Source organism: Paenibacillus koleovorans NBRC 103111, from assembly GCF_004000845.1.
GTDB lineage: Bacteria > Bacillota > Bacilli > Paenibacillales > NBRC-103111 > Paenibacillus_AA > Paenibacillus_AA koleovorans.
This window is the reverse complement of record NZ_BIMA01000049.1, coordinates 22,453-43,261: the sequence shown is the minus strand read 5'-3', so window position 1 is coordinate 43,261 and position 20,809 is coordinate 22,453. Positions and strand designations below refer to the sequence as shown.

Here is a 20,809-nt window from a genome sequence, read left to right as displayed (position 1 = left end):
TCCATGTTACAAACCCAACCCGTCAACCGGCTGATCGGCGATATGCCGAAGATCGGCATTCGCCCCATTATCGACGGCCGCCGCGGCGGCATCCGCGAATCGCTGGAGGAAGTGACGATGAACATGGCCCAGGCGGTGGCCGAGCTATTGTCGCGCGAGCTTCGCCATGCCAATGGATTGCCGGTCGAATGCGTCGTGGCCGATACTTGCATCGGAGGCGCTGCGGAAGCGGCACAGACGGCGCGGAAATTTGCCAAGGAGGGCGTCGGCGTTACTATGTCCGTCACCCCGTCCTGGTGCTATCCGCTGGAGACGATCGAGACCGAGGCGCAGACGCCTCACGCGATCTGGGGCTTCAACGGCACGGAGCGTCCTGGCGCGGTGTACTTGGCTGCGGCTGTGTCGGCCCACAACCAGAAGGGGCTGCCGGTGTTCAGCATCTACGGCAAGGACGTGCAGGATATCGGGGACACGACGATCCCGGACGATGTGCGCGTGAAGCTGCTGCAATTCGCCAAGGCGGGGCTTGCGGTTGCGACGATGAAGGGGAAGTCGTATTTGTCGCTCGGCGGCGTGTCGATGGGCATTGCCGGCTGTATTGCGGATGAGCCTTTTTTCCAGACCTATCTCGGCATTCGCAACGAATATGTGGACATGGTGGAGTTCGTGCGCCGTTTGGAGCGGGGTATCTACGATCAGGCGGAGTACGAGAAGGCGCTGGCGTGGGTGAAGGAGCATTGCGCGGAGGGCGAGGACGTCAATCCGGAAGCGCTGAAGCGGACGGCCGAGCAGAAGGAGGAGGACTGGAAGACGGTTGTGAAAATGACGCTGATCACCCGCGACCTGATGATCGGCAATCCGAAGCTGGCGGACATCGGTTATGGCGAGGAGGCGCTCGGGCACAATGCGATTGCGGCGGGTTTCCAGGGCCAACGCGCATGGACGGACCATTACCCGAACGGCGATTTCATGGAGGCGATGCTGACGTCCTCGTTCGATTGGAACGGCATTCGCGAGTCTTTTGTTGTTTCGACGGAGAATGACACGCTGAACGCGGTGACGATGCTGTTCGGCCATTTGTTGACCGATGCGGCGCAAATTTTTGCCGATGTGCGGACTTACTGGAGCCCGGATGCTGTGAAAAGGGTGACCGGGCATGAGTTGGAAGGCGCTGCGTCGGGCGGGATCATTCACTTGATCAACTCCGGACCGGCTACTTTGGACGGGACTGGGCGCTTGACGGGGGCGGATGGGAAGCCTTCTCTGAAGCCTTTCTGGGACATCAGTGAGGACGAAGCTTTGGCATGTCTGGAGGCGACCAAATGGTGCCCGGCGGTTGATTTTTTCCGCGGCGGCGGGTTCTCGACGGACTACACGACGCGAGCCGGCATGCCGGTGACGATGGCGCGCATCAACATCGTGAAGGGTATCGGGCCGGTGCTGCAGCTGGCGGAAGGCGAGACGGCGGAGTTGCCGGACGACGTGCATGCGGCGCTCGATCGGCGGACGAATCCGACTTGGCCGACGACCTGGTTCGTGCCGCGCGTGGACGGCCAAGGAGCGTTCCGCGACGTGTACTCGGTAATGCACAATTGGGGCTCCAATCACTGCGCAGTCAGCTACGGGCATATCGGCAGCCAGTTGATCACGTTGGCGGCGATGCTGCGCATTCCGGTGTCGATGCACAATGTGCCGGAGGAGAAGCTGTTCCGTCCGAGTGTTTGGTCGGCTTTTGGGGCGAATGACCCGATCGGAGCGGATTATCGGGCTTGTGCAGCGTATGGACCGTTGTACGGGTAATGGGCGATGGAGGCTGTGGAGCGGATGAACGGTGAGAGCGGCGACGGTTTGGAGCAGCTTGAACATGGCGTGATGGCGATGGCAGCGGAGGGCGGAGCGGATGAACGGTGAGGGCGGCGAAAAAGGGAAGGGATCTGGGCGGCGATATGCGCTTGGTGTGGACTACGGGACGGAGTCCGGTCGTGCGCTGCTGGTAGATGTGGGCGACGGCCGCGAGGTGGCGACGCATGTGACCCGCTACCCGCACGGCGTGATCGACGAGCGGCTGCCGGGCAGCGGATGCCGGCTGGAGGCGGACTGGGCGCTGCAGCATCCGGACGACTATATGGAGGTGCTGCGGCAGTCTGTCCCGGCTGTGCTGCGGGAGGCGGGCGTTCGGGCGGAGGACGTGGTCGGGATCGGCATCGACTTCACGACTTGTACGATGCTGCCGGTCGACGCCCGGCTGGAGCCGTTGTGCCTGCAGCCGGCGTACGCCGAGGAGCCGCACAGCTGGGTGAAGCTGTGGAAGCATCACGCCGCCCAGCCGGAGGCGGATCGGCTGAATGCGGCTGCAGCGGCTGCCGGCGAGCGGTTCCTGGCGCGGTACGGCGGCAAGCTGTCTTCGGAGTGGATGCTGGCGAAGGTGTGGGAGACGCTGAATCAGGCTCCCGCGGTGTGGGAGGCGGCCGAGCTGTTCGTCGAGGCCGCGGATTGGGTGACGGCCCGGCTGATCGGGGCGGACGGGGTTGACGGTGCCGGTGCGGCGCGCAATGCCTGCACCGCCGGGTTTAAGGCGCAGTGGCACAAGCGCGACGGCTACCCGAGCGAGGCGTTCCTCGCCTCGCTCGATCCGCGTCTCGCGCGTTTGTACGCCACGAAGCTGCGCGGCGCGGTGCTCCCGGTGGGGAGCCGCGCCGGCGGTTTGGGTGCCGCGATGGCGGCCGAGCTCGGCCTCGTCGCGGGCACCCCCGTCGCCGCCGCGATCGGCGACGCGCATGCGGGCGTGCTCGGCGTCGGCGCCGTCACGCCCGGCAAGCTGGTGATGGCGATGGGCACGTCCATCTGCCATATGCTGCTCGGCGAGCGCGAGGTGCTCGCCGAAGGGATCTGCGGCGTCGTCGAAGACGGCATCGCGCCGGGGTTGTACGGCTATGAGGCGGGGCAGCCGGCCGTAGGCGACATGTTCGCCTGGTTCGTGGAACAGGGCGTTCCTGCCTCAGCAGTAACGGTTGCGGAAGCTGCGGGCTTGAGCCTGCATGAGTGGCTCGAGCGCGGCGCTACTGCATATGCGCCGGGGGAGACCGGCTTGCTGGCGCTCGACTGGTGGAACGGCAACCGTTCCGTGCTGGCCGACGCCGGACTGAGCGGCTTGCTGGTCGGGCTGACGCTGCAGACGAAGCCCGAGGAGATCTACCGGGCTTTGCTCGAGTCGGCGGCTTTCGGCACGCGAAGAATAATCGAGGCGTTCGAGTCGGCCGGCATCGCCGTGGACGAGATCTGCGCTTGCGGCGGACTGCCGCAGAAGAACGAGTTGCTGATGCAGATCTACGCCGACGTGACCGGGCGGGAGATCCGCATCGCGGCTTCGACCCAGACCGCCGCCTTAGGCGCGGCGATGCTAGGCACCGTCGCCGCCGGGGCTTCGGCTGGCGGCTACGACAGCCTGCAAGACGCGGCAGCGCATATGGCGCATGTGCGGGAGACGAGCTTCCGCCCTAATCCGATGCACCGCGAGGCTTACGAAGCGTTATACCGCGAATATGTAGCGTTATACGACTACTTCGGCCGCGGCGGCAACGATGTGATGAAGCGGTTGAAGGCGATAAAGCGCTAGTAGAGGTGGGGAAAGCCCGGCTGCGGATCAAATAGATCGTTGCCGGGCTTTTTTGCGGACACTAGGGAGCTTATTTGCTGAAAATCAGGCACTATACGAGAAACCAAAAACATGGACCAACGCAGTCCATGTTCTGATGAAAAGTTATCCAGCGGGGAGGGTGGTGACAACAAAGTATTTAGGTTCTTCCTTTGAAGCTAGTTCGGTTTTAAGATCGCCCTCTTTAGTGATGAAGATTACATACCAAAAGTTCTCGTTCGAATTACTCCTTTCACAATGTTTGTTTCCCATCGTCTCAAGCAAGCGCTGAATGTTCCAAGTTTTGCCACTGCCTTGCCCGCATTCAATAAGAGAAAAACCTCTTCCTTCTCCATCAGAGTTATAGGGCTTACCGCTTTCGCTGCTAACGCTAATTTCTGAACCCCAACGCTTGAGCATACGTTTCAATTTGGCCTCTTCTGATTCTTCTGAATCAACTGCTGGCAGGTTAGATTGTACGCTTTGCTGTTTAATATGCTCCTCCTTGTATGATCGGCCCTCGGCCTTTTTCTCTTCTTCATACAAGCGTTCAATCAAAAACTCTTTTATGAGGGACTGATAACCCTTTTGACGGATAGTGGCTAATTTCTTAATCCGATCTAGCAGATCCTGATCCAGGCGTATGGATATTGATTTCGAAACACGTTTTGGCGGCTCATCATCATTATCTTCCAGTATAGAGGCTTCCAGAAGCTCCTCGCTAAGTGCGTGGGTAGACCAAAATTCGGCAGCCTCACTATCCGACATATCTTTTGGAATCTCGTCAAATGAATGAATAATCTTCATCTTCCGCTCCTCCTCTTGTTATAAAGTTTCTTCTCATGCTCCTCAGCATCTCTTGCTGTGATGACTCTATATTTCCCTTCGTATCTAACAACAAAAATGACTACGAGTCGGCGTCCTTCTTCCGTTGCACCAATATAACCTTTTTTACCGCTATGAGCATCGAATTTGATTCGGAACTGATCCGTCATCGCTTCTTCTGCTTCTTCCGGTTCCACATTGTGGGCCCCGATATGTTCTATGTTCTCATCGTCCCAAATAAACAACGGATAATCCCCTTTATCTATTGCTTGTATATACAATTGTATCACAAAAATGGCCCGTATAGAAATCATGCAGTAGAATGGGATCTGAAAAGTCGAGCGTTGCCAGCCAGTATGGTGCTTGAAAAAGAGGCTACTCAGGCGGGAAATGAGACGTTCCAGCAAGCTCCTGTGATCATGAACTGCTGCAGATAGAAGGACGGCGACCCAGTCGAGGACAACATTTCCCCGTGTCGCACTAAAGCTAGTATAATGGTGATTGTGCGATGGGCTGAGTTTGAAGCGAGGGGAGTTTTGGCGGCGATGGGGCAAGTGTATAGAAAGCAGCGCAATTACGGGTGCCGCATTCATGATCAGTATACGTACTTCGGGATGCGGACCGTCGTGCTGGAGAACGATCAGGTGAGGGTATCGATTTTGCCGGACAAAGGGACGGAGGTATACGAGTTCTTGTACAAGCCGCGCGACCTCGACTACATGTGGCTGAGCGAAAACGGCGTGCAGCCGCCGAACGCCTATCTGCCGACGTCGCCGGACCCGATCTCCACGTTCATCGATTATTATCCGGGTGGCTGGCAGGAGGTGTTCCCGAACGGGGGGCCGACCAGCACATACAAAGGCGCGACGTTCGGCCAGCACGGCGAGGTGGCGCATATGCCTTGGGACCACGACATTGTGGAGGATACGCCGGAGCGGATCGCGGTTCGTTTCAGCGTGCGGACGAAGAAAATGCCGTACCGGCTGACCAAGACGATGAGCTTGACCTTGGGTTCCGCCTCGCTTCAGCTGGAGGAGGAGCTCGTGAACGAAAGCGAGGTCGAGCTGGAATACATGTGGGGCCAGCATCTCGCTTTCGGGCGGCCGTTCGTGGAGCCGGGCTGCACGGTTCGGATGCCTGAAGGCGTGCGGGTGATCGCGGAGACGGCGGACGTGTCCGACGCGGATGCTGGCCGCGTACGACGCGAGCCGCGCGAGTTCGCATGGCCTTACGGCGCGGCCGTTCCGTCGACGGATTCGGCCGCGGTCGGCGGCGATGGCTCCGGCCGGATCGACCTGTCGGTATTGCCGCCGGCTGGTACTGCCTCGGAGATCGTGTACTTGACCGGCTTCGGGCCGACGGGCCAGTACGAGCTGGAGAACCGCCGCTTGAGCGCGGGTATCCGGGTGGAGTGGGACGCCGAGGCGCTGCCGTACCTGTGGTACTGGCAGGAATTCGGCGCCACGAAGGGCTACCCGTGGTTCGGGCGGCACTACAACATCGGGCTCGAGCCGTTCTGCGGCTACCCGACGCACGGCCTCGCCGAAGCCGTGCGCAACGGCTCCGCCGGCCGCATCGGCCCGCGCGAGACGCGCATATTCTCGCTCGCGGTCACGCCTTTTACGCTGTGAATGAAAAATCCCGAATGACGGTTTACGCCGTCGTTTCGGATTTTTTTGATGCATATGGAGAATAATTTGGTATTCAGGTAAAAGAAGGAAAAGTAAAACTATGTCGAGAAATAGTATTGCAATCATACTATTTGGAGGAATCCTGATGCTTCGTGTAGTTCGAAAACGCTTTAATCACTTCATTCTTGTTTCCATGATACTCGCAATGATCAGCAATCTGTTCGTCTTGCCGCCGACACTCGCTGACAATACTTCCTTGTCTCCATCGACAATGAGTCTGGCATTTCCACAGGAAATTTCCGATTGGGAGATCGACAATAAGGCAGGCTACATTTACGCTATCGCTGCAACGACCAACAAGTTATTTTTTATTCGTACATCCGACTTGACGATTGAAAAGGAACTTCTGGTAGGTTCTTTACCTGTGGATCTTGCAAGACAAGGTAATAAGTTGTACATTGCTTTAGCCGGTGCAACTTTGATTCAGGCGGTTGATCTCGCTACTAAGAGCTTGGCCGAGAACTATCAAACTACTCAGTATCCCAGATCCATCGCTGTAACTTCAACATCATTGTTTTACTCCGTACCCGTCTATGGAGATGTCTTCAAACTGGATAAAGCATCTGGGAATGAGGCTAAGCTGACGAAACTTAGATTGTCTACACCGATCCTAGCAATCGATGAATCAACGAACACGTTGTTTGCAGGAGAGACAGGCACCTCCGGATCCGATGTAGTTGCTTATAACTACATCACCGACACGATTAGCAGTCGATCGCAATATGATGGCGGTTACGGGTTTGCCTATCCGAACAACCGAATTTTATCCGACGAAACGAGTGTCTATTACGCAGGGGCCAGGATGAATAAAGACAATCTTAAAGAAATGTATGGTCAATATCCCCGTTTCGGGACCTTTAACAACTTGGATTCTAAAATTCTAGATGTCAATGATCGGTATGTAGTGACCGCCCAGGCTGTGTTTGCGAAAAATACGTATCAAAAAGTTGCGGATCTCCCTTTTATTACAAACAACGCTACAGAAGCTACCTATGCTCTTCTCGGCGACTCCAATCGAGTTTTCGTATTCAGAAATCAGAGTATTGAAGCGTATGATCTTGACTATGTCCCGGTTACTGCGAATCTCACGAGATATAATGCAAAATATATTAAATCCGACTACCCCATTACGTCGTGGACGACCAACGATCAGTCCGACTATATCTACGGCGTTTCCTCGATGACCAATGAGTGGTTTGTATTGAATAAAAGCGATTTGAGTCTAATTAAAAAGGAGTATATCGGGTCTAATCCAACAGATATCCAGTTGCAGGATAATCAGCTTTATATCGCCTTGCGAGGGACTACTAACGTCTCAGTAATAGATACGGTGTATAGCAATACGCTGCAAACTGTCATAAATCGTGTCCAAGTTGACTACAACCCTATGCGAGTTTATCCAGCATCCTCGAAATTGCTATACGCTACAAATGCTTTTGGTGATGATATAAGAGTAACGAGTGCGGTTTATGATTCCGTTACGAGCGGGGTATATGGGGAAGCCAAGTTTCCATATTCCTTCTATGCATCTGCTATTGTTGTAGATCAGCCATCCAATACCCTTTATGGCGCTACCTTTGGTACACTTTATAAGCTCAACTTATCCACCTTCGGCGTGATCTCCAGTTCGAACAATTACTACGAGCAAGTCAGGCTGCAAAAAGACGGCGAATTTCTGTATTACGGCAACAAGCGCATCAATGAGTCCGTTACGAGCATGGTGTATGGAACTTATCCCGAGAATGTCCTCTATGCGAAGGGAACGATGGTGTTTGGTTCTAAGGCGGTCTATGATCGGGATACTTTTGTGAAAATACGAGATCTCCCTGTAGAGGTCAACAAAGTGTTCATAAACACTGACGGCACGATCTTTATGTCCACGGTGAAGGGGATATATCGATTTGACAGTTTTGCTGGGATGGATGCTTTCTTTGCCCAAGCGGGTCGAACTCCTTCGATGGTGCTTATGATTGATGAAGACCTGAGAGAGGGGCAATTTTCCGGGTATCTTACCTTTAAGGCTCCCCTATTAGCGGACACTGTAACAGGATACTTAGCTTACTTCATAGACGCGAATGGTTGGAGAATCAGTCCAATCGGTATGTACTTAGAAAAAGAATATGGTGATTTTTTAATTTATCGTGTCTTTGACACTTATATACCTAGCAATGCGGTTTCCATCGGGATTTATTCGTACGTACATAATAGTAGTACCAATACATTATTGGACCCTCCTGGTATAGGTGATTTGATAGATGCGCCTAAATATTTTACACGCAATATTCAATTAATTGACAACGATCCGGCTACCAACCGGTTTGTTGGGACGGTTCGCTGGAATCCCGGTAGTTTCGAACCTGCGCAGTCCAAATATAATCTTTATGTGCTGCATGACACGGACTTGGTTTCAGGGCCGGTGAAAACCGTTCAAGGCGGGAACACGTCCTATTCAGTTGATCTTAGTCTACTTAATCTCCCTGCCAGTGCTGTCGGAATTGCGATCGCTTTGGAGTTGAAAAATGGGTTTGAAGCACCGATTATCAATTTCAAGCTGTTCACGGAAAGCACCTCGGGAAGCGGAAGTGGAGGTACGGGCGGAAGTACTGGCGGTGGAGGTTCCGGGGGAGTGATTATTGGCGGTGGGGCTCCTGGTGTGGTCCCTGTTCTTCCTCCTACAGACCCGATAGATGTTAAATTGGATTCTACTGAGAAAGGCTTGCAAGTAGTGGCAGGCATTACTCCGGAGAATTTCAAGAAATTGTACGATGACCTTGCCAAAGCCGGTGGAAGCGATCTGTTGTTAGACGTGACTTCGGTTGCCGACTTGTATGACTTCAAATTAGCGGCGAGCAGTCTGAAGGACCTATTGCCGAACAACGATGACATGACTTTAACGCTGCAGACCGCAATTGGCGGAATTCGTTTTCCGGTCAGCTCTTTACAACATCTACTCTCAGATGGCAGTGAAAAAGATCAGCTACAATTCATGATCGAGAAAATCGCGGCCTCGGACCAGCTTAAGCTCGATAGCACCATTTCAAAATTGGGTGGATCCAAGATCGGGAACGCACTGGCATTTGAACTGTACGTCATCGATAAAACGGAGCAGAAAATAGAAATCAATCAATTTTCCGATTACATCGGTCATACCATCATGCTCCCCGATAAGTTTCAGGTTAAGGAAGGAGAGGTGCTAGTAGGGGCGGTTTGGGATCCAAAGACAAATACGCTTAACCATGTTCCTGTGACCTATGTACCGTCGAAAGACGGCAAACCTGGCTATGTAACGCTATGGAGGCAAGGCAACTCGATTTATACGCTTTATTCCGTAGCCAAATCATTCGCAGATCTTCCGGCATCTCATTATGCCAAGTCGGCTGTAGATACTCTGGCTGCGAATCAGATAATAGATGGCTTTGAGGATGGAACCTTCCGTTCGGAAGCGGATGTAACAAGGGCACAATTTGCGGCAATGCTTGTTCGAGCGCTTGGATTGATGAGTGCTGCTGCAAAACAAAAAGATTTTTCTGACGTACTTGCGTCTGATTGGTATTACAGCGTTGTTCAGAGCGCTGCGAGTGCTGGATTGATTAGTGGGTATGAGGACAACACCTTCCGGCCAAATGAAACTATTTCCCACCAGGAAGCGATCACGATGCTTGCGAACGCTCAAAAATTCATTAATAGCAAGCAGACCATGACAGCAGAACAAGTACACTCTATTCTTGCAACCGTCAGCTCTTCCATTGAAGTTGATGCTTGGGCAACAGAATCGGCGGCACTTGCAGTCACATCGGGGCTAGTAATGGCGCAGGATCGGTTTCCTTTTGAGAAAACTAAGAAGACAAACCGCGGGGAGACTGCTTTATGGATCGCTCGACTATTAGAGAAGGCGCAATGGTCTAATCAAGAATAGAAAAATGCTGCCTAGGGATAGGGACACCTAGGCAGCATTTTTTGTTGAAGGGTAGGAAGTGCTACCGGTATCGCGCCACAATATCGGCGGCGGCGCGCACGCGGGCCGGGTCGATCGGCGCGAGCGGGTCGGCGCCGACGCGCACGCCCGTGCCGAGGTGCACCTCGAGCACGCCGGTGGCGCCGATGAACCCGTCGAGCGTCTCGACGGTTAACCCACTGCCTGCGAGTACGCGGATGCCGGTGCCGTCGGCTGCAGCGATGCCGGCCGCCGCGGCGACGAGCTCGCGGATGCGCGCCGCCGAATCGAGCACGCTCGGCCGGCCGCCGGACGTGAGCACGCGGTCGATCGCCGGGTATGCCGCAGCCAAACAACGCAGCGCCTCGACCTGATCGGCGAGCTCGTCGAACGCCCGGTGGAACGTCACGCGCAGCTCGCCGCCGCAGGCCTCGAGCAGCCGCTCGAGCAGCTCGCGGTCAACCGCGCCGTCCGGCGTGAGCGGACCGAGCACGACACCGTCCGGCCTAAGCCGCCGGATCATGCGGATGTCGGCGAGCATCGTCTGCGCGTCGTAGCGGTCATAGTGAAACGATTGCGCATGAGGCCGCACCATCACCCGCACAGGGATGGACACCGCGGCCAACACTTGCTCGATCAGGCCAAAGCTAGGCGTCACGCCGCCTTCGCGGATGCCCGAGATCAGCTCGATCCGGTCGGCTCCGTTTCGTTCGGCGGTTATCGCATCCGCCACCGATGTGGCGATAATTTCCAACAGCATGGATTTAGTCCTCCTTGTCCGATCTGAAGCTACTTGCCCAGCATAGCGGGGTACACAAGCACACGTCAAGCTCCGGCAACGTGTAGTATTGCTCGATGTAACGTTTGTCTTGAACGATCGGACCGCTCCAGCTGGCGATGAAATATTTGGCCATGACCTGGGTGATCGGCAGCTTATCCGGGTTGTTCAGGATGAGATCCGTGTACTTCGGATTGCCGTTCTCCATCTTGTAGCTCTCGCCTTCGATCCCGAAGTTGAAGAGCAGGCTGCCTTCTTGACCGTACTTGTAGTCTAGCCACTTGACGATTTGCTCCGGATTCTGAGCTTATACGGAGATGGCCGCGCCAAGCCAGGTGAACGGATACGTGTATTGGCCGAGCGCCTTATCTCCGGCTTTCACAACCGGATATGTCGTGCTGATGAATTGCACCTTCGCATCGGTCGGCTGCATCAGCGACGTGTAGCGGCCGATGCCGCTGCCCGCGTAGGCGGAGAATGCGCCTAACTGGTTGTTGGTCACTTTCGCGTCCTTCAGCTTGCCGTCCGTCGTAGCGTAGTCTTTGTCGAGCAGCCCTTCTTTGTACCATCTAGCCATTTGCGTAATATATTCTTTGAACTGCGGCTGAATCGGACCGTATTGCACTTTGCCGCCGTCTTGATAGAAGTCCGCCGTAATGCCGTAAGCGCCTACGAACATATGGTTAAGATCGGTTTCGTTTTCCGGCTTAATGGTAGCCAGATACGGGATCTCGTCTTTTTTGCCGTTGCCGTTCGGGTCCTTGTCGCGGAAAGCGGTCAGCACCGTTTCCCATTCTGCAATGGTCGTCGGCACCTTCAGGCCGAGCTTATCCAGCCAGTCCTTGCGAAGCGCAGGGCCGTTGACGCTGGAGAGCATCTCGTCGCCGAGCAGGAACGGCATTACATAAATGTTGCCTTCGTCGGTCGTGATCATTTTGCGGAATTCCGGATGCTCCTTCAGCACCTTGGTCAAATTCGGCGCATACTGTTCGATCAGCTCGTTCAGCCGGATGATGCGTTTCTCTTTAATGAGGCTGTCCGCTCCTTTAGGCGCGGCGTTCCAGCCGTATTCGATGACGTCGGGGAGCTTGCCGGAGGCGAGTGTCTACATGGAGGGTGGAGTGGTCGGCGGGAAGCGATGTAGGGTAAATTCGGTCTACATGGCGATGGCGTAACGCTCTATGGCGGATAACCGGTTATCGGGCGAAAGTAAGGTGAGGGCGATGCTAGGATGGAGTACCTAAGTACTCAGGCTGAGAACCAAATTTCGCTCTTTACCCTGAGGAATGAGGATCTGAGTATCTAAGTATCCAATTCGCGAATCTAGCTTCGGGATTTGAGTACTTAGGTACTCAGATTGGCCGAAATGGACCCTGTATGCGAAATTTGGTACTCCAATAGCGAAATTTGGTATCCAGCACACCTCGCCCGCCGCCCCTGCCCGCCAAACCTCGCCAACCACTCCTGCCCGCCACCCTCGCCCGCCACCTAGCGACCAACCCTCCCCACGCACGAGCGGATCGCAGCAGCCAGTAACCTATTCATTTCAAAATAGCTGCACCGCATGAGGCAACGTGCCTACAAGCTTATACTCCGTAGGGGAGAGTGACGTGTATTTCTTGAAAATGCGGAAGAAATAAGAATGATCGTAGTACCCCAAATAATCGGAGATCTCGGTAATGGAAAGATCGGAACTCGTCAGAAGATGGCATGCTTCCTTCATGCGGAGCTGATGGACGTACTGAATGGGGGACACGCCGACCAGCTCTCGAAACAGGGAGATCGTATAGTTGGACGACCGGTTGATGAGAGCGGCGAGCTGCTCGATTTGGACAGACTCCCGGTAATGGGCAATCAAATACTTCTGCAGCTCGTTTGCCAGCTTCAGCTTGATGGGCGTCACTTCCATATGCTCGAATTCGCGGGCCGTCATTCCCACTAGCTCCAGCAAAATGCCCGTCACTACGTAAGAGCTCGATCCGGAGTCCCCTTTCGATTCGAGATAAAGTCGTTCGAACCGGCGTCTGATATATTCCTGGTTGCGGATTTTATATTTGGTGAATTGAGCGTCTCCAAGAAAAGGAAGCGCCTGCTCATCCTCGGGGCCGTGCTTAAACAAAACCGTAATTTTTTGATGCTCGCCGTCTATATTTTCGCCCGCCCGCAAAGTACCCGCTGGAATAAACAGAAGCTCCCCTTTTTCCCCGATCGCCGTTCGATCGTTAATCGTGTATTTCACCTTTCCGTCGATCATCAGAACCACTATGTTATAATCCATTCGCCTCAGCCTGGTACGCCAATTAGGAATGCGGTTGTCCAAATGAACGGAATGAAGGACCAGCATAAGGGTAGAGCTCCTTCCCGAACGATCACAAGAGAATCGTACACATGATCTGTATAATGTGCATGGACGGTTTTCGATCGCATTTAGTAGTGTGGAGGGTAAGGATAGCGAGAGGAGAGCAGCCGGATGAGGATATTATTGCTTGATTTGGACTCCACCAGACCGGATCACCTGGGGTGCTATGGCTATCTGCGGAACACTTCGCCCAACTTGGACAAAATGGCCGACCAAGGAGTCCGATTTACGAACTATTATACATCGGACGCGCCGTGCTTTCCATCGCGGACGGCGCTTATGACCGGACGATTCGGCATTCACAACGGCGTTGTGGGACACGGGGGAACGGCGGCCGATGTTCGACACGAGGGAGAGGAGCGGTTGCTCCAAAGTCGGTTGAACCGAGACTGCTTCCCGGCCCTGTTCCGCTCCGCCGGCATGAAAACCTCACTCATCAGCCCATTCGGCGAACGGCATTCGGCCTGGACATTTTATGCCGGCTTCAATGAAATTCATAATACCGGCGGAGCCGGATCGGAATCTGCGGAGCATGTCACCCCGGTCGTACTGGACTGGATCCAACAAAATGCCAAGCAGGACGACTGGTTCCTGTACGTCAATTACTGGGATCCGCATACCCCGTACCGCGCGCCGGAGGAATTCGGGAATCCGTTCGCGAACGATCCGCTGCCGGAGTGGATCACGGATGACGTGCTCGAGGAGCATACGACGCGCAAGGTGGGGCCGCACAGCGCCCGCGAATTCAGCATGTACAACAATAAAACATACCCGAGATATCCGCGCCACCCCGGCGATTTCACCGACCGCGAAGGCTTGCGCCGGGTAATAGACGGCTACGATTGCGGCATCCGCTATATGGACGAGCATATCGGCCTGTTGTTCCGCGAGCTGGAGGAGCAAGGCGTGATGGACGATCTCGTCGTGATCATTACAGCCGACCATGGCGAGAATATGGGCGAGCTTGGGATATACGGCGAGCACGGTACCGCGGATCACGCCACATGCCGCATTCCGATGATCATTCGCTGGCCGGGCATGAAGGCGGGCCATGTGGATGAGGGCCTTCATTATCACCTCGATCTGCCGCCGACGATGGCGGAGCTGCTGGGCAAGCCGATCCATCCGTCGTGGGACGGCGTCAGCTATGCAGCGGCGTTGCAGTCGGGCGACGCATGCGGCCGCGACTATTTGGTCGTGTCGCAATGTGCGCATGTTTGCCAGCGAAGCGTTCGCTTCGGCGATTATTTGTACATTCGGACGTATCATGACGGCTATCATTTATTCGACAAGGAAATGCTTTTCCAGTTAAAGGAAGATCCACATGAGCAGCGCAACCTGGCGCAGACGGAACGGAATGTATGCAAGGAAGCGGTGTATTACTTGAATGAATGGCATGATACGATGATGGACACGATGCCGTTCGATACCGATCCTCTATGGACGGTGATGAAGGAAGGCGGGCCTTATCATGCCAAGGGCCGTCTGAAGCAGTATGTAAGCTGGCTGGAGCAGACGGGAAGAGCGTTTGCGGTACCAGAGCTGAAACGCCGACACCCGGCTGAATTTCGCTAAAGTGCGACCCCTGGAGGCTGAAAGATGAAAAAATCGCCCAATATCATCCTGCTCATGACCGACCAGCACCGAATCGATTACGTCAGCTATGCCGGCAGCAGGAAAGTCGATACGCCAAATATAGACCGGATCGCCGAAAGCGTCGGGTTTACAAACTGCCAGTCGGTCAACCCCGTCTGCACGCCGGCGAGAACCGCGCTGGTTACCGGCAAATATACCCACCAGATCGGTACGCTAGCCATGTCGGGCGACCTGAGTCTGCAGCATCCTACATTCATGAGAGCTCTGCAGAAGGCAGGCTATCATACGAGCGGGATCGGTAAATTTCATTTCCTGCAAACGTGGGAATGGGGCGTCCCGCGCGGTCAAGGCTTACATCTGGTTTCCCTGAAGGAGAAAATCCAACAGTACGGCTACGATTACGTTTGGGAAACTTCAGGGAAGCAGTTGGCTGTCAAAAATTACTGCGATTACTGCGAATACCTAGAGCAAAAGGGACTATTGGAGACGTATCGCGATTTTGTGCAAGCCACAGGCCCCAACACCCCCTTTCCCGATGTGTGGCCGGAGGATGAAGCGAATCCGTGGCCGCTGGCGGAAGAGGATTACATCGATGTCGTAACGGCCGACAAAATTATCGACCGCATCGAAGCAAGACCGGCCGATAGGCCGTTCTTCATCTTCGGCTCCTTCTGCAGCCCGCACAAGCCGTTTGACCCGCCGCAAAGGTATTTGGACGAAGTTCCTTACGAGGAGCTGGACGATTTTATACCGGGGGAAAAAGTGCTGTCGGACATTGACAAACAGAGGCTGTATAAGAAACGCCGGGCTTACATCGCGATGATCAAGCTCATAGACGACCAGATCGGACGCATCCTGGCTGCATTGGAACAAAACGGTCTGCTGGAGGATACCGTCCTCCTCTTTACGGCGGATCATGGGGAGATGCTTGGAGACCACTTCAGAATCCAGAAGTCGCTCCCCTTCCGGGCATCGGCTACCGTGCCTACCGCCATTCGCCATCCGGACTATTTGCATCGTATGGTGAGCGACGCGCCTATTGAACTCACGGATCTAACCGCTACGATCCTCGACATTGCAGGACTCGACGCGCAAGACGCGCTCAGTAAAAGATGGCCTGCCTTTCACAATATCGTCCCTTCTCGCTCGCTAATGCCGATTGTAGCCGGGGAGAAGGAGCGCATTAGAGATTTTACGTTTACGGAGTGCAGCGGGAAGTGGCAGATGATCCAGACGGAGCGCTGGAAGTATGTGAGGTTTCTCGATTATTCGGATCCGGACCAAGTGGAAGAGCTGTTCTATGATCTACAGAATGATTATGACGAAACCGTCAATCTGATCGAGGCTCCGTCCTATAGGTCGGCTATTGAGTGGTGCCGCAGAAGACGCGATTTTGTGATGGATCGAACGCCTCCGGCTCAAACGGTATGGGCGCCATTAATTGGGGAATCGATTTAGAGAGGAATAACGCGGATGGGTAGCGAAGCTTCTTAATGCAGGTCGATTCCATCAGGAGTGATGAATGAATCGGAGGGGAGCTAATTCATGTATCGAATGGTGATTGCCGATGACTTGCCCGTTATTGTGGACCATCTTCTAGAGCTTTTTGAACATCAGGAGCCTGGATTGGAGCTGTTTCCCGCTTATTCCGCTTACGAGGCTCTGAGAATCATGGAGAAGAAGCCGATCAACCTGGTGCTCTCCGATATTAAGATGCCCGGCATGGAAGGAATCGAGCTGCTAAGCGAAATTCAGAAAAAGTGGCCGGATTGCAAGGTTGTTTTCCTAACCAGCTACGGCGATTTTCAATATGCCAAAAGCGCCATCTCCAACGGCGCCTTCGACTACCTGTTGAAGGATGAGAACGATGAAACGATCGTTCAGGCGGTGCAGAAAGCGATCAAGCAGTTGAATAAAGAATTCGATGAGCGAAAGAAGCTGTATGATGCCAAGTCGCAAATGCAGCGGCTCAAGCCGGAGTTTATCCGGAATTTTTTCCACCCGATGCTGCAAGGCAGTTCATCCAGCTTGGGTCGGGATTCCACAGGGACGCTGGACTATTGGAACATCCATATGAATCTGAATGCTCCGGTGTGGATTATGATTGTCCGGGTTGACAGCTGGGAGGGGTGGAGTCCTTCCGATTACAGGCTGGCCCGATTTATGATTCAGAACATTGTGGAGGATTACTTGCAAGACAGGATCCTATCGGTCTGTTATCCGTTCGAGGATTCCAAGATGATCTGGCTGCTTCAGGAGCAACAAGGCCATGAACCGTTTCTGTACGCCTATATGTCTGAAAATCTTCCGGAGATGCAGAAAAAATGCCGGGAGCTAGCCAAGCTGCAAATGTCCTTCGTCATTTCGGCCTCCTCATCGGAGTGGAGCAAGCTGCCGAAGGTTTTCAATAAAATGAGATCCTTCTTATTGAGCAGGCTGGGCTCCAAGCAGGAGATGATTTCAGTCGGAGATTTGGAGAGGCAGTCCTCGGAAGAGGCGGAGGAGCTCACAGGCCGATTGTACAAAGACAATGCCAGGAAGCTGGCGCTTCTCCGCAATCATCTCACCGGCTGCGATCCGAATCCGATCATGCAGCTCGTATTGGAATTTATAGAAGGTATGGATCGTGTCGGCGACGCTGCCTACAAGATGGAAATTTATCATGCCCTGGCTTCCGTCTTCTTGTCTTATGTCAATCATCATATGGCGGATTATAACTGGTTCGGCAACGAGGAATTGAACTGGCTTACCCGATTCGATCCCGACAGCACATCGGAACAGATGAAGCTAGGCTTCGTGAATCTGGTGCAGACGATCGTTACGTGCAATGAGAAGAAGAACATTCAGAATGAACAAGAGGTCATCCTGTTTATTCAGAAATATATCGCGGACCATCTGCACGAGGATTTGTCGCTCAACCGGCTGGCCGATCTTTTTCAGTTCAACCCTTCCTATTTGTCCCGATTGTATAAGCAAGAAACCGATATGGGGCTGCTAAGCTTTATTCAACAATGCCGGATCAACAAAGCGAAGGAATTGTTGGAAGGCTCCACTTTGAAGGTATATGAAATAGCGGAAAAGGTGGGGTATGAATCCCGACTTTCCTTTGTACGCATGTTTAAAAGCCAGGTGGGGATGACGCCGCAGGAATATCGGGATCTGGGGCTGGCTCCGGCTTCGTCGGGCCTAGCTTGAAGTAAAAAAGTGTATCGCGGGTAAGAAAATGAATCTGGTTCGCGGAATCCCTCCGACCTATACTTTGAGGTATAGAATGGAGGGATCTTTTTATGGCTGCTAAACATCCTGAGGCCAAATGGTTTGAACAGGCGAAATTCGGCATTTTTATGCATTGGGGGACTTATTCGCTGAGGGGAATCGAGGCTTCCTGGCCGCTGAAACCCGGGAATAATCAACACCTCCCTGTGGAGGAATACGAGGCTCTGGCTCAACAATTTAATCCGCAGGACTATGACCCGGTCGAGTGGGCGGAGATGGCGAAACAAGCCGGAGCGAAATATGTGGTGCTGACAGCCAAACATCATGACGGCTATTGCTTGTTCGATACCGCAACCACAGATTACTGCGCGACGAAGACAGGCCCCGGGCGAGATTTGATCGCTCCTTATGTGGAGGCGCTGAGAAATGCCGGATTGAAGGTTGGGATCTATTTTACCACCATGGACTGGTACGACCCCGATTTCGCCACCATTCCTATAGCCGAGCTGCTGCAATCTCCGAAACGATATGAGTATGATCCAGCGCGATGGTTCGAATTCCATAAACGATTTGTGGAACAAATCCGGGAGCTGCTAACGAATTACGGAAGAATCGATTTGTTCTGGTTCGACGGGGAGAAAGCATTTCGGGCCGATCGCTGGAGAAGTCACGAGGTGAAACAGATGATGTTGAATTTGCAGCCGCATCTGGTCATTAACGATCGTCTGCCTGAAGCGGGGGATTATATTACACCGGAGCAGTATATTCCTTTCCAACCTCCTCAGGATTGGTGGGAGCTTTGTTTGGCGTTAAACCATCAATGGGCGTACCACCCGGACCCGACCACTTACAAAGACGTGCATACGCTCATTCGAATCTTATCCGAGGTTGCCGGCAAGGGAGGCAATCTTCTGCTCAACTTGGGGCCCAAAGCGGACGGGACCTGGCCGGAGGAGGCGAAGGAGCGGCTCGCGACGATCGGGAATTGGCTCAGCCACTCGGGGGAAGGGATTTACGGGACGGAAAGGGTCACGAGAGCGGAATGTTTCTATGGCCCTATGACGAGAAAAAATCAAACCTTGTATTTTCATCTGTTCGATTTACCTCAGAGCTCGGTAGAGGTCAGGGGCGTCAACGGGAAGATCAAACAAATTCGATTGCTGAAAGATGGACGGCTGTTGAAGTGGACGGAGTCGAAAGGCTACGGCACCGAAGCCAACCAGTTTCGGGCTCGTTTTTGGATCGATGTGCCGCAACAGGCTTGTGACGCCTATAACACGATCATTGCCGTTGACTTTGAAGAGGGGCCGATTTTTTCCTGAGTATGGAGGAAGCAACGCAGAGGAGGGATTGAAGGTTGGAACAATCGGACATTTTTACCAAGGAATATTTGGAGCGGCAAGAACGAACGAAGTGGTTTACGGATTCGCGCTTCGGCCTATTTATTCATTGGGGACTCTATGCGATTCCCGCCAGGGGAGAGTGGCTTCGCTCCACCGAGAAGCTGTCGATCGAGGAGTATGACCCCTTTTTCCAGGAGTTCAATCCGGTCCACTATAATCCAAGGGAATGGGCAAGAGTCGCCAAGGCAGCGGGGATGAAATACGCGGTCATGACGGCCAAGCATCATGACGGCTTCTGCTTGTTCGACAGCCGGTTCACGGACTATAAGGCGACCAACACGCCGGCCGGGAGGGATCTGATCCGGGAATACGTAGATGCGTTTCGGGCGGAAGGGCTGGCCGTGGGTTTTTATTATTCTTTGTTGGACTGGCATCACAAGGACTTTCCCAAGTACAGTGACCGCGGTCACCCGATGAGAGGAAATGAAGCTTATCGGGAAGACAGCTTTGATTTTGCCCGTTATGTCGACTATATGCGAAATCAGGTCACGGAGCTGCTGACGAATTACGGCCCAATCGATGTGATCTGGTTTGACTTTTCCTATGACGAGATGACGGGAGAGGTATGGGGAGCTTCTGAGCTGGTGCGGACGGTTCGCGCTCTGCAGCCCGACGTCATCATCGACAATCGCTTGGGCGGCGACATCAAAGCCCGACATCCGGAAGTGTATGCCGGCGATTTTGCTTCTCCCGAACAGATCATCCCGCCGGAAGGGATCCTGAATGAGGATGGACTTCCGCTGCCCTGGGAAGCTTGCATCACGTTAAACAATCATTGGGGCTACAACGCCATGGATCGGGATTATAAGTCTCCGAAGCAGGTCATACGAGCTTTGATCGAATGTGTGAGCAAGGGCGGAAATATGCTGCTGAATGTAGGCCCTGACGCTAAGGGTGAGATCCCGGAGGAATCGATCCGCGTACTGAATGATGTGGGGAAATGGCTGCGGAGAAATGCTGCCAGCGTATACAACTGCGGGCGATCCGAGCTGCTCAAGCCTCAATGGGGGCGCTATACGGAACGCGAGAATAAGCTGTACGCGCATATTTACGATCGAGGGATCGGGCATATCAACTTGCAAGGGTTAACCGGGAAAATCAAACGGGCGCGCCTGCTGGCAGACGGATCGGAAATCAAAATAAGAACGCTGCGCGAATATCCGGAGGATGCCTTTATCGTCATGAACGGTTCGCAGCTTCCGGACGATTGGGATACGGTCATCGAGCTGGAGTTGGAGCAGTAATGCCGCCTCAGCAACCCCAGATCGCTTATTGCCTACAAAAAATAACGTTATGAATGCTCCCACGCACCAACTGAACACCTCCGCCAGAGGACCATCAGGGTATATTTCCCTGATGGTTTAATTGCGTCA

16 protein-coding genes are annotated in these 20,809 nt (G+C 53.9%); 10 read left to right on the top strand and 6 right to left on the bottom strand.

Annotated features, from left to right (window positions below; all coding sequences use genetic code 11):
* Positions 1 to 3 precede the first annotated feature (3 nt).
* Together PKO02S_RS17280 and PKO02S_RS17275 are read left to right on the top strand one after the other, a co-directional pair.
* Positions 4 to 1,800: an L-fucose isomerase gene (locus PKO02S_RS17280; RefSeq protein ID WP_218033942.1), complete on the top strand. Its 1,797-nt coding sequence runs from the start codon at positions 4 to 6 to the stop codon at positions 1,798 to 1,800.
* Positions 1,801 to 1,900: 100 nt separating this feature from the next.
* Positions 1,901 to 3,616, top strand: a complete 1,716-nt coding sequence (locus PKO02S_RS17275) for a ribulokinase (RefSeq protein WP_127585087.1) — start codon at positions 1,901 to 1,903, stop codon at positions 3,614 to 3,616.
* Between the two features lie 144 nt (positions 3,617 to 3,760).
* On the opposite strand, the gene PKO02S_RS17270 is transcribed toward PKO02S_RS17275, so the two are convergent.
* Positions 3,761 to 4,441 carry a CopG family antitoxin gene (locus tag PKO02S_RS17270; RefSeq protein WP_127585086.1) on the bottom strand — a complete coding sequence of 227 codons (681 nt, stop codon included), beginning with the start codon at positions 4,439 to 4,441 and terminating at the stop codon, positions 3,761 to 3,763.
* Positions 4,438 to 4,866, bottom strand: a complete 429-nt coding sequence (locus PKO02S_RS17265; RefSeq protein ID WP_218033941.1) for a BrnT family toxin — start codon at positions 4,864 to 4,866, stop codon at positions 4,438 to 4,440. The genes PKO02S_RS17270 and PKO02S_RS17265 overlap by 4 nt, the downstream gene beginning before the upstream one ends.
* Positions 4,867 to 5,004: 138 nt before the next feature.
* On the opposite strand from PKO02S_RS17265, the gene PKO02S_RS17260 reads away from it, so the two are divergent.
* Both PKO02S_RS17260 and PKO02S_RS17255 read left to right on the top strand, forming a co-directional pair.
* Entirely contained in the window at positions 5,005 to 6,090 is a 1,086-nt protein-coding gene (locus tag PKO02S_RS17260; protein WP_127585085.1) for a DUF4432 family protein, read from the top strand.
* A 145-nt stretch (positions 6,091 to 6,235) separates the two neighbouring features.
* Positions 6,236 to 10,066 carry an S-layer homology domain-containing protein gene (locus PKO02S_RS17255; RefSeq protein ID WP_164821512.1) on the top strand — a complete coding sequence of 1,277 codons (3,831 nt, stop codon included), beginning with the start codon at positions 6,236 to 6,238 and terminating at the stop codon, positions 10,064 to 10,066.
* Between the two features lie 61 nt (positions 10,067 to 10,127).
* Here the strand turns inward: PKO02S_RS17255 and PKO02S_RS17250 are convergent, their stop codons facing one another.
* The 3 genes from PKO02S_RS17250 to PKO02S_RS17240 form a co-directional block, all read right to left on the bottom strand.
* Positions 10,128 to 10,913, bottom strand: coding sequence for a copper homeostasis protein CutC (locus tag PKO02S_RS17250; RefSeq protein WP_307720027.1), 786 nt, complete (start codon positions 10,911 to 10,913; stop codon positions 10,128 to 10,130).
* Positions 10,849 to 11,070, bottom strand: coding sequence for a hypothetical protein (locus PKO02S_RS17245; RefSeq protein WP_127585083.1), 222 nt, complete (start codon positions 11,068 to 11,070; stop codon positions 10,849 to 10,851). The genes PKO02S_RS17250 and PKO02S_RS17245 overlap by 65 nt, the downstream gene beginning before the upstream one ends.
* 99 nt (positions 11,071 to 11,169) lie before the next feature.
* Positions 11,170 to 11,835 carry a type 2 periplasmic-binding domain-containing protein gene (locus PKO02S_RS17240; protein WP_127585082.1) on the bottom strand — a complete coding sequence of 222 codons (666 nt, stop codon included), beginning with the start codon at positions 11,833 to 11,835 and terminating at the stop codon, positions 11,170 to 11,172.
* Here PKO02S_RS17240 and PKO02S_RS17235 point away from each other — a divergent pair.
* Positions 11,828 to 12,037 carry a hypothetical protein gene (locus PKO02S_RS17235; RefSeq protein ID WP_127585081.1) on the top strand — a complete coding sequence of 70 codons (210 nt, stop codon included), beginning with the start codon at positions 11,828 to 11,830 and terminating at the stop codon, positions 12,035 to 12,037. The genes PKO02S_RS17240 and PKO02S_RS17235 overlap by 8 nt on opposite strands.
* A 371-nt stretch (positions 12,038 to 12,408) precedes the next feature.
* Here PKO02S_RS17235 and PKO02S_RS17230 read toward each other — a convergent pair whose 3' ends face one another.
* Positions 12,409 to 13,206, bottom strand: coding sequence for a helix-turn-helix domain-containing protein (locus PKO02S_RS17230; protein WP_127585080.1), 798 nt, complete (start codon positions 13,204 to 13,206; stop codon positions 12,409 to 12,411).
* Positions 13,207 to 13,332: 126 nt separating this feature from the next.
* On the opposite strand from PKO02S_RS17230, the gene PKO02S_RS17225 reads away from it, so the two are divergent.
* The 5 genes from PKO02S_RS17225 to PKO02S_RS17205 all read left to right on the top strand — a co-directional run bounded on the left by PKO02S_RS17225 (position 13,333) and on the right by PKO02S_RS17205 (position 20,680).
* Positions 13,333 to 14,796 (top strand): sulfatase family protein, encoded by a 1,464-nt coding sequence (locus PKO02S_RS17225; protein WP_127585079.1) that lies wholly within the window; start codon positions 13,333 to 13,335, stop codon positions 14,794 to 14,796.
* Between the two features lie 24 nt (positions 14,797 to 14,820).
* Complete coding sequence (locus PKO02S_RS17220) at positions 14,821 to 16,275, top strand: sulfatase family protein (protein WP_127585078.1); 1,455 nt, start codon at positions 14,821 to 14,823, stop codon at positions 16,273 to 16,275.
* 87 nt (positions 16,276 to 16,362) lie between these two features.
* Positions 16,363 to 18,012: a response regulator transcription factor gene (locus tag PKO02S_RS17215; protein WP_127585077.1), complete on the top strand. Its 1,650-nt coding sequence runs from the start codon at positions 16,363 to 16,365 to the stop codon at positions 18,010 to 18,012.
* 92 nt (positions 18,013 to 18,104) lie between these two features.
* A complete protein-coding gene (locus PKO02S_RS17210; RefSeq protein ID WP_127585076.1) occupies positions 18,105 to 19,355 on the top strand; it encodes an alpha-L-fucosidase in 1,251 nt (416 codons plus the stop codon).
* 35 nt (positions 19,356 to 19,390) lie between these two features.
* A complete protein-coding gene (locus PKO02S_RS17205; protein WP_246067098.1) occupies positions 19,391 to 20,680 on the top strand; it encodes an alpha-L-fucosidase in 1,290 nt (429 codons plus the stop codon).
* Positions 20,681 to 20,809 lie beyond the last annotated feature (129 nt).